This window comes from Novosphingobium sp. fls2-241-R2A-195 (genome assembly GCF_030209485.1).
Taxonomy (GTDB): domain Bacteria; phylum Pseudomonadota; class Alphaproteobacteria; order Sphingomonadales; family Sphingomonadaceae; genus Novosphingobium; species Novosphingobium resinovorum.
Genome location: NZ_JARVRY010000027.1, coordinates 25,348 through 39,684, shown reverse-complemented (window position 1 = coordinate 39,684; position 14,337 = coordinate 25,348). Strand labels below are relative to the sequence as shown.

11 protein-coding genes and 1 tRNA gene are annotated in these 14,337 nt (G+C 66.3%); 8 read left to right on the top strand and 4 right to left on the bottom strand.

Annotated elements, in window-relative coordinates; translation table 11 throughout:
- Nucleotides 1–76: 76 nt before the first annotated feature.
- Nucleotides 77–1,243, bottom strand: coding sequence for an acyl-CoA dehydrogenase family protein (locus tag QRN25_RS19990; protein WP_285020997.1), 1,167 nt, complete (start codon nt 1,241–1,243; stop codon nt 77–79).
- Between the two features lie 139 nt (nt 1,244–1,382).
- Between QRN25_RS19990 and QRN25_RS19985 the strand changes: the two genes are divergently transcribed.
- The 6 genes from QRN25_RS19985 (at nt 1,383) to QRN25_RS19960 (ending at nt 10,408) form a co-directional block, all read left to right on the top strand.
- Nucleotides 1,383–2,576 carry a CaiB/BaiF CoA transferase family protein gene (locus QRN25_RS19985; protein WP_285020996.1) on the top strand — a complete coding sequence of 398 codons (1,194 nt, stop codon included), beginning with the start codon at nt 1,383–1,385 and terminating at the stop codon, nt 2,574–2,576.
- Between the two features lie 104 nt (nt 2,577–2,680).
- Entirely contained in the window at nt 2,681–4,477 is a 1,797-nt protein-coding gene (locus QRN25_RS19980) for a thiamine pyrophosphate-binding protein (RefSeq protein WP_202902853.1), read from the top strand.
- 158 nt (nt 4,478–4,635) lie between these two features.
- On the top strand, nt 4,636–6,057 hold the full coding sequence (locus QRN25_RS19975) for an aldehyde dehydrogenase family protein (protein ID WP_285020995.1): 1,422 nt from the start codon (nt 4,636–4,638) through the stop codon (nt 6,055–6,057).
- Between the two features lie 234 nt (nt 6,058–6,291).
- Nucleotides 6,292–6,681, top strand: coding sequence for a hypothetical protein (locus tag QRN25_RS19970; protein WP_285020993.1), 390 nt, complete (start codon nt 6,292–6,294; stop codon nt 6,679–6,681).
- Between the two features lie 77 nt (nt 6,682–6,758).
- Nucleotides 6,759–9,044, top strand: coding sequence for a TonB-dependent receptor (locus QRN25_RS19965; RefSeq protein ID WP_285020991.1), 2,286 nt, complete (start codon nt 6,759–6,761; stop codon nt 9,042–9,044).
- 2 nt (nt 9,045–9,046) lie between these two features.
- The gene (locus tag QRN25_RS19960) at nt 9,047–10,408 is read left to right on the top strand and encodes a PepSY-associated TM helix domain-containing protein (protein ID WP_285020989.1); all 1,362 of its coding nucleotides are present in this window, start codon (nt 9,047–9,049) and stop codon (nt 10,406–10,408) included.
- A gap of 90 nt (nt 10,409–10,498) precedes the next feature.
- Here QRN25_RS19960 and QRN25_RS19955 read toward each other — a convergent pair.
- The 3 genes from QRN25_RS19955 to QRN25_RS19945 form a co-directional block, all read right to left on the bottom strand.
- Nucleotides 10,499–10,572: transfer RNA gene (locus QRN25_RS19955), tRNA-Gly, on the bottom strand.
- Between the two features lie 132 nt (nt 10,573–10,704).
- Nucleotides 10,705–12,189, bottom strand: coding sequence for a GGDEF domain-containing protein (locus QRN25_RS19950; protein WP_285020987.1), 1,485 nt, complete (start codon nt 12,187–12,189; stop codon nt 10,705–10,707).
- Between the two features lie 89 nt (nt 12,190–12,278).
- Nucleotides 12,279–13,079 (bottom strand): enoyl-CoA hydratase-related protein, encoded by an 801-nt coding sequence (locus tag QRN25_RS19945; protein ID WP_285020985.1) that lies wholly within the window; start codon nt 13,077–13,079, stop codon nt 12,279–12,281.
- A 62-nt stretch (nt 13,080–13,141) separates the two neighbouring features.
- Here QRN25_RS19945 and QRN25_RS19940 point away from each other — a divergent pair, with 62 nt between their 5' ends.
- Both QRN25_RS19940 and QRN25_RS19935 read left to right on the top strand, forming a co-directional pair.
- Entirely contained in the window at nt 13,142–13,558 is a 417-nt protein-coding gene (locus QRN25_RS19940) for a secondary thiamine-phosphate synthase enzyme YjbQ (RefSeq protein ID WP_285020984.1), read from the top strand.
- Nucleotides 13,559–13,637: 79 nt separating this feature from the next.
- Nucleotides 13,638–14,312, top strand: coding sequence for a CDP-alcohol phosphatidyltransferase family protein (locus tag QRN25_RS19935; protein ID WP_285020983.1), 675 nt, complete (start codon nt 13,638–13,640; stop codon nt 14,310–14,312).
- Nucleotides 14,313–14,337: the final 25 nt, after the last annotated feature.

The window sequence follows — 14,337 nt, the reverse complement described above, 5'->3', positions numbered from 1 at the left end:
GGGCGCCTTGCCGATGGGGCCTTATCTAAAGACAGCCGCCGGTCCCGGATCAAGTCCGGGACGACGAGGGCAACGCTCAATAGCTTCTCGGCAGTTCCAAAACCCTCTCGGCGATGTAGTTCATGATCTGGTGTGGGCTCACCGGAGCGATGCGCGGGATCATCACTTCGCGCAGGTAGCGCTCGACGTGGTATTCCTGCGCGTAGCCCATGCCGCCCATCGACATCACCGCGGTCTGGCAAGCCTCGAACCCGGCCTCGGCGGCGAGGTATTTGGCAGCGTTCGCCTCGGTCCCGCATTCGAGGCCCTTGTCGAACAGGGTCGCGGCCTTGAACACCATGAGACTGGCCGCTTCCACCTGCATCCAGGCCTTGGCGAGCGGGTGCTGGATGCCTTGGTTCTGGCCGATCGGGCGGCCGAAAACCACGCGTTCCTGCGCATACTTCGACGCCTTCCTGATCGCCACGCGCCCCAGCCCGGTGGCCTCGGCGCCCAGCAATACGCGCTCGGGGTTCAGTCCCTGCAGGAGGATCTTGAACCCTTGCCCTTCTTCGCCGATGCGGTCTTCCTCGGGGATGAAGAGGTCGGTGATGAACAGCATGTTCGAGCCCACCGCATGGCGCCCCATCTTCGGGATCAGGCGGTGCTCGACGGATTTTCTGTCGATCTTGCAATAGAATAGCGTCAGCCCCTCGGTCTTCTTTTTGACCTCTTCCAGCGGCGTGGTGCGGGCGATGAGGAGCATGCGGTCGGCGACGTGGGCGTTGGTGATCCAGATCTTCTCGCCGTTGACCCGGTAGCCGCCCGGCACCTTCTCGGCGCGGGTCTTGAGGCTGGTGGTGTCGAGGCCGGTGTTGGGCTCGGTCACCGCGAAGCACATCTTCTCTTCGCCCGACAGGATTGGCGGAATCATGCGCTTTTGCTGTTCTTCGGTGCCGAACAGGGTGACCGGCTCAAGCCCGAACACCGGCCCGTGGATCGCCGAGGCCGCCGTCATCCCGCCACCGCTTTCCGCCACCGCCTGCATCATCACCGCCGCCTCGGTGATGCCGAGGCCCGCGCCGCCGACCGCCTCGGGCATGGCGACGCCGAGCCAGCCGGCCTCGGCCATCGACTTGTGGAACTCGAAGGGGAATTCGCCAGAGCGATCCTTTTCGAGCCAGTACTCGTCCGGGAACTGCGAGCAGTGCTTCAGGACCGCTTCGCGAATGTCCTGCTGGTCCTGATTCAGGGAGAAATCCACGCTTTTCCGGCCCTCTTGCCCATTTTACCGTTGCGAGAAGGCTAGCAGCGCCGCGCCGCCGAGACAACTGATTGTTCCGATATGCGCACGTTGAACGATAATGCGTATGGATATACAAGTCTCGCGGGAGATCGACACAATGGCACTCAACGATTCCATAACGGCACCTAGCGGCCCTCTGGCGGGGCTCAGGGTGATCGACCTGACCAGCGTGGTGTTCGGACCCTACGCCACGCAGATCATGGCCGACATGGGCGCCGAAGTGATCAAGGTGGAGCCGCCCGAGGGCGACAATACCCGCTGGATCACCACCGGCCCCGTACCCGGCATGGGCGGCATCTATGTCAACGTGAACCGGGGCAAGCGCGGGGTCATGCTCGACCTGCGGCAGGAGGAAGACCGCGAATCGCTGCGCGCCCTGATCGCCACCGCCGACGTCTTCATCCACTCGATGCGCGGCAAGGCGATCGCGAAGCTGGGGTTCGATTACGAGTCGCTCCGCGCCATCCGGCCCGACATCGTCTACACCAACTGCTACGGTTATTCGCGCCGGGGGCCGGAGGCCGACAAGCCCGCCTACGACGACACCATCCAGGCCGAGTGCGGCATCCCCCATGTGCAGGGGCTGATGAACGGCGAGCCCGGCTATGTCGCCACGATCATGGCCGACAAGGTCGCGGGCCTCCACGCGCTCTACGCGACGATGATGGCGCTGTTCCACCGCGAGCGGACCGGCGAAGGTCAGGAAGTCGAGGTCACGATGTTCGAGGCGATGTCCTCGTTCATGCTGGTCGAGCATGCCAACGGCGCGATGTTTGCCCCGCCGACGACGCCAGCCCACTACCACCGCGCAGTCGAGCCCAACCGGCGGCCTTACAAGACCAAGGACGGTCACGTCGCCGCGCTGGTCTACAACGACAAGCACTGGAACGCCTTCGTCGCAGCCGTGAATCCGCCCTGGGCCAGCGAGGAATTCGCCACCCTCGCCCAGCGCGCGAAGCAGATCGGCCGCGTCTACGGCCTGCTCGGCGAGACGTTCCTCACGCGCACCACACAGGAATGGCTCGATACCCTGCAGGCGCTGCACATCCCCTGCGCCCGCCTGCAATCGACCGACGAACTGTTCGACAACGAACACCTCAATGCCATCGGCTTCTTCGAGGAAGTCGAGACCGAGCAAGGCCCCGTCCGCTTCCCCGGCGTGCCGACGTGGTTCTCGAAGACCCCCGGCAAAGTACGCGGTCCCGCCCCGATGCTCGGTCAGGACAACGCCGAACTGCTCACAAAAGTCGCTTCGAGCGTCGCCCCGGCGATAGCAGGCGAGTCGCAGTGAACACCCCTGTTGATTTCAACTGACAGCATTAGGAACCTTACGCTAACCACCTGTTCAAAGCGCCTCAGAGCGCGACCTGCGGATCGAGAAGAAAGGCACTCACGATGTACGACGACCAGCCTGCGGCTGACACGCTCGCCCCCGAGGCTCCGGCCGGTGCGAAGAAGAAGGGCACGCCCGTCTTCAAGCGCATCCTCGACCTGTTCGAGGCCGAGGGAATCCGCACCCTGTTCGGCATTCCCGATCCCAACTTCGTTCACCTCTTCCTCGAAGCGGAAACGCGCGGCTGGACCGTCGTGTCGCCGCACCACGAGGCGTCCGCAGGCCACATGGCCGCTGCCGCCGCGCGTATCACCGGCAAGCCGGCGCTGTGCATCGGCACGCTCGGGCCGGGCATGGCCAACCTGATGCCGGCGATCCAGTGCGCCAAGGTCGAGAACGATCCGATCATCGTGATGGGCGGCCAGCGCGCCCGCATCACCGAGCGCCGCGTGCGCCGGGGCCGCATCCAGTTCGTGCGGCAGGAGCCGATGATCGAGGATTCGGTGAAGTTCTCCAGTTCGATCGAATATGCCGACCAGACCGACGAGATCGTCCGCGAGGCGATCCGCGTCGCCCTTTCGGGCACCCCCGGTCCGGCCTACATCGAGTTCCCTGCGCACATTATCCTGGAAGAACTCGACCTGCCGCCGGTGCTGCCGCCGCACCGCTATCGCCTGACCGACCAGGGCGCCGACGGCGACCGGATCGCCGAAGCGGCCGAGATCATCAAGAACGCCAAGAACCCGGTGCTGCTCGTCGGCCACGGCGTCCACACCTCGAAGTCGGGCGCGGCGGTGCGCGAACTGGCCGAACTGATGCAGTGCCCGGTGATCCAGACCTCGGGCGGCACCTCGTTCATCGAAGGGCTTGAGGACCGCACTTTCCCTTACGGTTTCTCCGAAGCCTCGATCGACGCGGTGGTCGAAAGCGACTGCTGCGTGGCGCTCGCCACCGAACTGGGCGAGCCGAGCCACTACGGCCGCTGGCGCCACTGGGTCGACAACGAGGCCAACCGCAAGTGGATCTACGTCCAGCAGGACCCCACCGCGATCGGCGTGAACCGTCCGATCGACGTGCCGCTGGTCGGCGACGTGCGCGCCGTGGTGCCGCAGCTGTCGCGCGCCCTGAAGGCGCTCGGCGGCCGCAGCGCTTCGCCCTCGCTCTCCGAATATATCCAGCGCGATGCGCAGCAGCTGGAGGAACTGGCCGAGGACGCGGGCTCCAAGTCCGATGGTTCCACCGCCAAGATGCACACCAGCCAGTTCGTCACCGAAGCGACCAAGGCCTTCCCCAAGGACGGCATCCTGATCCGCGACGGCGGCGCCACGGTGATCTTCCAGTGGACCTACTCGCAGGCCAAGCCGCATGACGTGATCTGGAACCAGAACTACGGCCACATCGGCACCGGCCTGCCTTACGCAACCGGCGCCATGCTCGCCGACCAGGCCGCCACCGGCAAAGTGCGCCCCGGCATGCTGCTGACTTCGGACAGCTCGTTCCTGTTCCACGTCGGTGAGTTGGAAGTGGCGGTGCGCAAGAACCTGCCGCTGGTGATCGTCGTCGGCGTCGATTTCCAGTGGGGTCTCGAAGTGGGCGTCTACAAGCGCACCTTCGGCCACGGCACCAAGGAAACCGGGGTCCACTGGTCCGACAAGGTCCGCTTCGACAAGATCGCCGAGGGCTTCGGCGCAGCGGGCGAGTATGTCGAGAAGGCCGCCGACATCGGCCCTGCCATCGAGCGGGCCTATGCACGCGGCGGCTGCACCGTGATCCACGTCCCGATCGACCCGGCGGCGAACTCGGAGGAAATGCCGAACTATTCGGAATTCCGCACCTGGTACGCCGAAGGCACGCAGTAACAACCAAGATCCTCCCCCTGCGGGGGAGGGGGACCATGCGAAGCATGGTGGAGGGGCACGCGCGGCTTACGTGACGTCTCGTAATCCGATGGTGCCCCTCCACCCCCGCTGCGCGGCGGTCCCCCTCCCCGCCCGCGGGGAGGATGGGAGAGAGCATCATGCGCAGCTACACGCAGTTCTACATCGACGGCCGCTGGACCAGCCCCGTCACACCGAAAACCGCCGAAGTCATCAACCCGGCCACCGAGGAAGTCTCCGGCGAAATTTCGCTGGGCTCCCCCGCCGACGTCGACCTCGCCGTCGCCGCCGCCCGCCGCGCCTTCGCCACGTATGGCGATAGCAGCGTCAAGGAACGCCTCGACCTTCTCGAAGCCGTCCAGGCCGAATACGAACGCCGCGAAGCCGAACTCGGCGAGGCGATCATGGTCGAGATGGGCGCGCCCAAGGGCCTCGCCAACGGCTTTCACACCCTGCTCGGCAAAGGCCACCTCGGCACTGCGATCGAGGTGCTGAAGGAGTTCAAGTTCGAGGAACAGCGCGGCGTCACCCTGATCCGCAAGGAACCGATCGGCGTCTGCGGCCTCATCACGCCGTGGAACTGGCCGATGAACCAGACCTGCGTGAAGATCTTCCCGGCGCTCGCGGCAGGCTGCACGATGATCCTAAAGCCCCCGCAACTCGCGCCCTATTCCGCGCAGATCCTCGCCGAGATCCTCGACAAGGCGGGCGTCCCGGCAGGCGTGTTCAACATGATCCAGGGCCAGGGCTCGGTGATCGGCGCGGCGCTTTCCCGTCACGAGGACGTCGACATGATCTCCTTCACCGGCTCCGAACCCGTGGGCGTGCAGATCCAGAAGGATGCCGCCGACACCGTCAAGCGCGTGGGCCTCGAACTCGGCGGCAAGAGCGCGTGGATCGTGCTCGACGATGCCTCTCTCGCGGCGAACGTCGCGGGCGCGACGGCGGGCATGATGGGCAATTCCGGCCAGACCTGCTCGGCCGGTTCGCGCCTGCTGGTCCCCGCCTCCCGCCTCGACGATGTGAAACGCGCCGCCGCCGAGGCCGCAAGCGGCGTCACCGTGGGCGACCCGCAGAGCGACGTGGCGATGGGGCCGGTCGTCTCCAAGTCCCAGTACAACATCATCCAGCAGTACATCGAGAAAGGCCTTGAAGAAGGCGCGCAGCTGATCGCCGGGGGTCTCGGCAGACCCGAGGGTCTGGACAAGGGCTGGTACGTGAAACCGACCGTGTTCGTCGGCACCAACGACATGGTGATCGCGCGCGAGGAGATCTTCGGCCCGGTGCTGGTCGTGATCCCCTACGACGACATCGACGACGCGGTGCGGATCGCCAACGATTCGAACTTCGGCCTCGGCGGCTACGTCTCGGGCGAGGATCTGGACACCTGCCGCGCCGTCTCGCGCCGGATGCGCACGGGGGCGATCTGGGTCAACGGCGGGTTCGACTTCCACGCGCCGTTCGGCGGCTACAAGCGCTCGGGCAACGGGCGCGAGTGGGGCGAGTTCGGCTTCCACGAATATCTGGAAGTGAAGTCGGTCATCGGTTGGTCTGCGGGCTGACCCTTCCCTCGTCATTGCGAGCGTAGCGAAGCAACCCAGGGCGGCTTGAGACTGCCCTGGGTTGCTTCGCTACGCTCGCAATGACGAAGGGTTGGTGCGCCGCAGGCTATATCTCTCCCGGCTCGAAGTCGGCGTGATACGAAGCTGCACGCGTGCCCTCGACGGTAAAGGGGTCTGGGGCGATGGCCCCAGGACTTCTTCCCTTCCTCCTTCCGACCCGCTAAGAACCCGCCCGTGGGCACCATCAGGCACTTCTTCCGGCACCGTCCGGCGCTTGCGGCATTGCTGCTGGCGGCGGCGCTGTGCCTCAAGGCGCTGGTCCCCACCGGCTACATGCCCACCGCGTCGGAGACCGGCACAGTCGTCATGCTCTGTTCGGGCACGACGATGACCGTGGAGATTCCCGCCAAGGGCACCCATCAGGACAACGGCGGCACCACTGCCGACCACCCGTGTGCCTTCGCCCCGCTGAGCGCAGCGCTGACCGGCGCCGACTTCGCGCCGCTGGTGCTGGCGGCGCTGGCCTTCGTCTTCGTCGCTGCGATCCTGCGCCGCGACCTCGCACTGCCTGCGACCGGCACCCGGTTCAGGCCGCCCAGCCAGGCGCCACCTCTCTTCATCTGAACCTTTAAAAGCCCGGCCGTTTCGCGGCCTACAGCTACTCGTCCGCCTCCAGTGCGGGCCGTTCAGGTGAATTTTCCATGCTCCGTAGATTGCTCGCGCTCGGCGCGGCTCCGCTTGCCCTGTTTCCCGTCCATGCTTTCGCCGAAGAGGCGGACGACACCTCCACCATTCTCGTCGTCGGCCAGCGTGATCGCGACATCAGCCTCGATGCGCGCGGGTTGTCGGTCAGCCTTGGCGACGAGCAGTTCGAGGGCGTCAACGCCCGCAACGTCGAAGACCTCATGAAGTACGCGCCCGACTTCTTCGTGCGCACCCGCTATGCCGGAGACTCCAACGGCGTGCCGGGCTTTCGTGGCACCCATTCCACCCAGAGCGCCCGGACGGTGGTGATGGTGGACGGCTTCACGGTGTCCAACTTCCTCGGCAACTCCTTCGCCTATGCGCCCAAGTGGGGCGTCGTCGGCCCCGGCGAGGTCGAGCAGTTCGACGTCGTCTACGGCCCCTATTCGGCACGCTATGCGGGCAATTCGATGGGCGGCGTGGTCAACATCACCACCCGCTCGCCCGAAAAGACCGAGGCCTTCGCCACCGTGCAGGCGATGGCCCAGCCCTACGACCAGTACGGCACGCACGATACCTACTACGGCTATTCCGCCGAGGCCGGGTTCGGCTTTCGCCAGAAGGACGGCCCATGGTCGGTGCGCCTCTCGGGCCGCCACTTCCGCAACACCGGCCATCCGCAGATGTTCTATGGCCTGACGCCCTCCACCAGCACCGCCGCCGCGACCGCAGTGACCGGCGCGATCCTCGACCCGAAGCAGGCGGTCGCCGGTTCCCCCGGCACCAGCACCAACCCGATCTTCGCCGCGCAGAGCCCCGCCGAAACCACGCAGGACCAGGCCAAGCTGCGCCTCGGCTACGACGGCGCATCGGGCGTGACCGGCGAGTTCCTGCTGGCTTATTGGCACAACCTCGACAGCCAGACCGCGCCCGACTGCTACCTTCGCGACGCGAGCGGCAACGCGGTATGCGACGGCCTCGTCTCGATCGGCGGGCAGACCTACACCGCCAGCGGCGCCAACTGGTCGCGCACCGTGCGGGACGAACTGCTGGCGGGCCTGAAGCTCGCCGCGCCGCTGTCCGATGCGGTGGAGGTTCAGGCCAACATCTCGACCTACCAGATCCTGCGCTCGAACGGCTTCACCTCAAGCACCTGGAGCGACGGCGCCAGCGACGGCGCGGGCCGCCTCGCCCGGCAGGGACCGACTTACTGGTGGACCGGCGAGCTTTCCGCGACCGCCCGCCTCGGCGGCGTCGAACTCTCGGGCGGCGGCAGCGCGAATCTCTACAAGACCGACCTCACCAACTACACTTTGGCGAACTGGCGCAGCGATGCGGGCAAGGCGTTCTCCACCCGCACCTTCGGCAAGACCCGCACCCTTGCCGCGTGGGGCGAAGTGCGCGTGCCGCTTGATCCGGTAACCCTGACGCTGGGCGCCCGCTACGAGGACTGGCGCGCCTTCGACGGCGGCCTCGCCCGCGTAAGCACGGCTGGCGCGGTGGTCACCAACCGCTACGACAGCCGCCATGCCACCGGCTTCCAGCCCAAGGCATCGCTGGAATGGGCCGTCGATCCCGACACCCGCGTCCAGCTCAGTCTGGCGAAGGCCACGCGCTTTCCCACTGTGGGGGAGCTGTTTCAGGGCAGCCTCGACGGCGACGGCACCTTCAACGAAGACAGCTTCGATCCGAACCTCAAACCCGAGCGCTCCACCGACGCCAACCTCTTGGTCGCGCACAACTTCGGCGGTGTGAAGCTGACCGGCTCGGCGTTCTGGCAGCGGGTGAAGGACACGATATTCTCCTTCTACGGCTTCAACCAGAACGGCGTGAGCACCTCGAACTTCAAGAACATCGACGTCACCCGCCAGTACGGCTTCGAACTGATCGCTGAGGCCCATGACGTCCTGATCCCAGGCCTCGACATCGACGCCAACGCCGCCTGGATCGATTCGATCACCGTGCGCAACGACGCCGCCCCGGCGGCCGAGGGCGTACAGTTCCCCCGCATCCCGCGCTGGCGGCTCAACGGCAATGTGCGCTACCGGGTGGCCGAGCCGGTGCTGCTCTCGATCGGCGTGCGCTATGCCAGCCGCCCCAACACCGACCTGTTCGGCCTGCAGCGCGGCGATACGTACGGCTACACTTCCGAACTCTTCGCGCTCGACATGCGGGTCAGCTGGGACGTGACGCCGCAGCTGCGCCTGAGCGCGGGCGTCGACAACATCACCAACGACCGTGCCTGGGTCTACCACCCCTACCCCCAACGCAGCTTCCTGGTCGAAGCGGGGTGGAAGCTGTGAGCGTGACCCGTACCGAGCGGTGGTATCGTGCCGTCTGGCGCTGGCACTTCTACGCCGGGCTGTTCTGCGTGCCCTTCGTGCTGTGGCTGTCGGTGACGGGCGGCCTCTACCTGTTCAAACCGCAGATCGAGGCCGCCCTCTACGCGCCTTATCGCGGCGTCGCGACCGGCCCGTCTTCCGACCTCGCTCCGGAAGCGATCGCCGCAAAGGCCGTCGCGGCGGTCCCGGGCTCGGTCCTGCACAAGTACGTCCTGCCCGAAGATCGGCGCGATGCCGTCGAAGTGCTCGTCGGCCAGGGGGCCGAGGACGTGCGCGTCTGGGTCCACCCCCAGACCGGCGCGGTGCTCCACAAGGTGCCGGAAGAGGACCGCCTCATGCGCGTGGTCTTCCGCCTCCACGGCGAACTGCTGGCGGGCGATTGGGGCTCGGCGCTGGTCGAGACGGCCGCGTGCTGGACGCTGGTGATGCTGCTGACCGGCCTGTTCCTGTGGTGGCCGCGCGGCGGGGCGAGACTGGCCGGCGTGCTCTACCCCCGCCTGCGCCGGGGCCGCGCTCTGTTCTGGCGCGACATCCACGCCGTCACCGGGCTCTGGATCACGCTGGGCGCGGCGTTCCTCATCGCCTCCGGCCTGCCCTGGGCCAATGCCTGGGGCGACTACTTCCGACAGGTCCGCACCGTCACCGGAACTGCTGCGGGACGGCAGGACTGGTCCTCCGGGGCGAACGCCGATGCCGTCTCGCGCCGCCGGGACGACGCGGGCATGCGCGCCATGATGTCGGCCCACGCCGAGCATCACGGCATGGCAATGGCGCACATGGCCCCCTCACCCGCCGCGCTCGATGCCGTGGTGCGCCGGGCACGGCGACTGGACTTCGCCGCTCCTGTGGAGATCAGCCCCCCGACCGCTCCCGAAGCGCCATGGCAGGTCCGCAGCCAGGCCGAGAACCGCCCTCGCCGCGACAGCGCCGAGATCGCCTCGGATGGCGGCCTGATCGGCGTGGAGCGCTTCGCCGACCGCCACTGGATCGACCGCACCGTCGGCTACGGCGTTGCCATCCACGAAGGCGCCTGGGCTGGTCTCGCCAATCAGTTGGTCAACCTTGCCATCCTGTTCGGCCTCGTCCTGCTGTGCGTATCGAGCATGGTCCTGTGGTGGCGGCGGCGCCCCGACGGTGAGCTAGGCGCCCCGCGAAGCCTGGCGCCGTTGCGCCATTCGTGGGCGCTGGTGCTCCTGGTGATGACGCTGGCGGTGTTTATACCGCTATTCGGCCTCTCGCTGGGGCTGGCGACGGTGCTGGAGGTCTCGCTCGGCCGCGTGGTCCCGCGCATACGCAGGTGGATGGGCTGGCGCACTGCCGCGTGATCTGCCTGCAGAGGCGACGCGTGCCGTCAGGTGAAGGGTTCATCTATCGGAGACAGGAAGCCGCCTTGCAGGCGGTACTCAGACTTCCGGTGGAGCGGGTGAGGGGAATCGAACCCCCGTATTCAGCTTGGGAAGCTGCTGCTCTACCATTGAGCTACACCCGCACACCACATTCCGGCGCATTAACTGCCGAGCAGGGGCCTAGTGGCACGATGACGGCAGCGACGTCAACGCCTCTCTTCAGGGCAGTGACGAAGCGATGCGGAAACGGTGGCGAACCTGGACTGACTTGACGCTTATGCTGCACGCCCGCCGGTGGAAGTCGAGGGTGTTTCCACCGCGCGCAGGCGCATGACGCTGCGGCGGGCAACCCGGTTACGGCCGCTGCGCTTGGCGTCGTAGAGCGCGGTGTCGGCGGCAGAGACGAAGAGGTCCATCCCCGTATCGAGAGCCTGTGCGCAGGCGAGACCGATGCTGATGGTGACGACCCCCACGCCGGTCCCCGACGGAAGGCCCAGTGCCTCCACCGAGGCGCGCATGCGTTCTGCAATCAGGCCTGCATCCTGCGGATCGATGCCGGTGAGGATCGCAGCAAACTCTTCGCCGCCGTATCGTGCGACCAGATCGCTGTCACGCCGGGCGCAACCCGAGAGGACGGCTGCCACGGTGCGCAAGTGCTGGTCGCCGACCGCATGACCGAACTGGTCGTTGAGCTGCTTAAAGTGGTCAATGTCGATCATCAGCAGCGCCAGCGGCTCCGGGCCTTCCCGCCGTCTTGCCCATTCGCGGGCAAGAACTTCGTCGAAACGGCGGCGATTGGCGATACCGGTCAAAGCATCGACGTGGGAGAGGCGGGCGAGTTCGTCCTGTTCCTCGAAGTTGCGTAGCTGGACCAGCATCGTACGCAGGCCATAGCCGAGCGATGCGCCCACGCAGCCGCTGATTGCGATGATCGGATCGTAAGTGACAAGCAGCACCGACACCGTGAGCAGCGTCACCGGGATCAGCAACGGCCCGCCGGCGCGCACCATTCTGGGCGCGTGCGAACCTCCCGCAGCGCCAAGGCCCCGTTGGTAAGGCTCGCCCACGGCATGCCAGGCGAGCACCATGAACGGCAGGTCGATAAGCAGGTCAGACCAGCCTCCATAAGGCGTCGCCGACTGGTAATGATTGATGTAGCCCGCGCAAAACAGGTAAAGCACCGCGTAGACCGTCATCGCCCGGAAGAACGGCGCCCTCTGCCGGGTGCGGACGAGAAACCGGATGACGGCGAACGAGGCGATGAACAGGTTCTCGACGTCGAACATGAGTTGCAGCGCATCGACCGTTTCCGCGGGCGTCCGGGACTGCGAGATCAGCCTGCCGACGTGGATGTAATAAAGGTAGCCCAGCGCCGTAGCCAGCGCGGCGTCGACCAGGCGTACCTGCCATTTTTCGTCGGCAGGACTGGCCAGCGCAAAGATCAGCGGCACTCCGTAGAGCACGTATAGCAGCATGCTCAGCCGGTCTTCATGGACAATGTCGAGAAACAGCGTCGCTACCATAGTCGAAGCCATGCCGCCTGCCCAGCACAGCATCGCCGCGCCCGCGGGGAGCCACCCTTCGAAACCATCCTTCCAGCCGCGATAGAGACACGCCATGCCCGCCAGGATGGGGGCCGCCATCAGCCAGCCGAACGATACCGGCGTGCCCGCGCTGTCGGTGAGCACAAGCGAGCCGGCATGACCCGTCAGGAACAGGACGGGAAGCGCTGCAGTGATGATCCTCGATCCGTGCCGCATTTTTTTCCCTCGGGCGGGGCACTCTCGCGATGATCCTTGCCACAAGCACCTTTAATCGAAGTTAATTCCCGGGCAGCCTGACTTCGGTATTATTGGGAATCCGCCCAGACCGGAGGCCGCTTTTCGAAAAGAGCCTTGCCGCCTTCGCGCGCGTCGGGGCCGCCAAGCATCGCCCGGACTTCGGAAAGGGCGAACATCTCCCGGTTCGACGCATCCATGCCGAGGTCGTAATAAGACTTGATGATGGCCCTGGTGGCGATGATCGAAGCGGGCGAGCAGGCCGCGATCTCGTCGGCCCAGCGGCGGGCACAGTCCAGGAGTTGCGCGTCGGGTACGACTTCGGCCACGAGTCCCCAGTCATGCGCCTGGGCCGCGTTGATCCGCCTTGCGGTGAGCAGCATGGCATGGGCGCGCTTGGGGCCGAGTTCCTGCACGATCCGCTGGATTCCCCCACCCAGCGCGGCAAGGCCCACCTTGGGTTCTGTCAGGCCGAAGCTGGCGCTTTTAGCAGCGACGATGACGTCGCAGGCCAGCGCAGCCTCGAACCCGCCGCCCAGCGCGAAGCCGTTGACCGCCGCGATAACCGGCTTGCGCCGGGCGAAGCGCCAGGTCAGGCCCGCAAAGCCGGTCTCGGGGACCGGCATGCCCCTGAAGGCACGCGGATCGTCCTTGTTCGAGGGCGTGCGCAAGTCCGCGCCCGCCGAGAACGCCTTGTCGCCCGAAGCCGTCAGGATCGCGACCCAGAGCGCCGGGTCGGCTTCGAAGCGGTCGAACACTTCGGCCAGTTCGAAATGCGCCTCGGCGTGGAGGGCGTTGCGCATCTCGGGGCGGTCGATGGTGATGGTCATGACGCGGCCGTCCGTCGCCACCTTGCAGAACTGCGTGTCCATGGATGTCCTCTTCCTTTCGCGCCGTGGTTGAAAGCGGCGTCGCAAGCGGGCACCGTGGCGCAATGCGACAAGCCTCGACCATCCTTTCCATCGATACGCCGGGCCGCGGGTTCACCGAAATCACACGGGCGATGGCCGAGTGGCTGGCACAGACCGGCATCGAGGACGGTCTGCTGACGCTGCTGTGCCGCCACACCTCGGCCTCGCTGCTGATCCAGGAGAACGCCGCGCGCGAGGTGCGGGTGGACATCGCCGCCTGGCTCGACCGGCTGGCGCCCGAGGGTCCGCACTATGCCCACGACGACGAGGGCCCGGACGACATGCCCGCGCATCTCAAGGCGACGCTGACGGGCGTGAACCTGCAGATCCCGGTGATCGATGGACGCATGGCGCTGGGCACCTGGCAGGGCATCTATCTGGCCGAACACCGGCGCCGACCGCACTGTCGGGAGATCGCCGTGCATTTGGTGGGGGAATAACCCCGCCAGACGCGACGGAATGGCCCTTCACGGCGGCGGTTTACCTTGCCAAGCCATCCGCTTGTCACAATAAGGGCCCATGCAGGAAAATCGAATTGCGCCCCCCGTCCGTATCCAGGGCAACTTCCTTGCCATCGGTGAGCGGCGTCTGCTCAACTGGCTCTGCGCGCGCATGCCGGCCTGGGTGAAGCCGGACCTGCTGACGGCGCTGGGCATGGTCGGCGCGGTGCTCATCTTCGCCGGATATGCCACCAGCCTGCTCGACGAAGACTGGCTGTGGCTGTGCATGCCGGGTTACCTGCTGCACTGGTTCGGCGATTCGATGGACGGCAGCCTCGCCCGCTTTCGCCATATCGAGCGGCCCCGCTACGGCTATTTCCTCGACCACAGCTGCGACGGCATTGCGACTTTCCTGATCCTGCTCGGCATCGGCGTGAGCCCCTATGTGCGGCTGGAAGTCTCGCTGATCGCCATGGTCGGCTACCTGCTGCTGTGCATTCACGCCTTCCTCGCGGTGCGTGTGCTGGGCGAGATGCGCCTGTCCTACCTCAACGCCGGGCCGACCGAACTGCGCCTGATCCTCATCTCCCTGACGTTCGCGATGCTGATCCTCGGCGACAAACAGCGCGACATGGAGGCAATGACCGGTTTCGACTGGTTCGTCGGCAGCGTGGGCGTGATCCTGATCGGCGTGTTCGTGGTGCAGACCGCGCGGTCGGTCCGCAGGCTGGCGCTTATAGACCCGGCGAAATGACCGCGCGGCGTTAGCTGTAACGCTT

What these genes read in the sequence shown, in the direction of transcription:
- QRN25_RS19985 (WP_285020996.1), top strand. Translation starts at nt 1,383, where the DNA reads ATGGCACTCAACGATTCCATAACGGCACCTAGCGGCCCTCTGGCGGGG.
- QRN25_RS19980 (WP_202902853.1), top strand. Translation starts at nt 2,681, where the DNA reads ATGTACGACGACCAGCCTGCGGCTGACACGCTCGCCCCCGAGGCTCCG.
- QRN25_RS19975 (WP_285020995.1), top strand. Translation starts at nt 4,636, where the DNA reads ATGCGCAGCTACACGCAGTTCTACATCGACGGCCGCTGGACCAGCCCC.
- QRN25_RS19965 (WP_285020991.1), top strand. Translation starts at nt 6,759, where the DNA reads ATGCTCCGTAGATTGCTCGCGCTCGGCGCGGCTCCGCTTGCCCTGTTT.
- QRN25_RS19950 (WP_285020987.1), bottom strand. Translation starts at nt 12,189, where the DNA reads ATGCGGCACGGATCGAGGATCATCACTGCAGCGCTTCCCGTCCTGTTC.
- QRN25_RS19945 (WP_285020985.1), bottom strand. Translation starts at nt 13,079, where the DNA reads ATGGACACGCAGTTCTGCAAGGTGGCGACGGACGGCCGCGTCATGACC.
- QRN25_RS19940 (WP_285020984.1), top strand. Translation starts at nt 13,142, where the DNA reads ATGCGACAAGCCTCGACCATCCTTTCCATCGATACGCCGGGCCGCGGG.
- QRN25_RS19935 (WP_285020983.1), top strand. Translation starts at nt 13,638, where the DNA reads ATGCAGGAAAATCGAATTGCGCCCCCCGTCCGTATCCAGGGCAACTTC.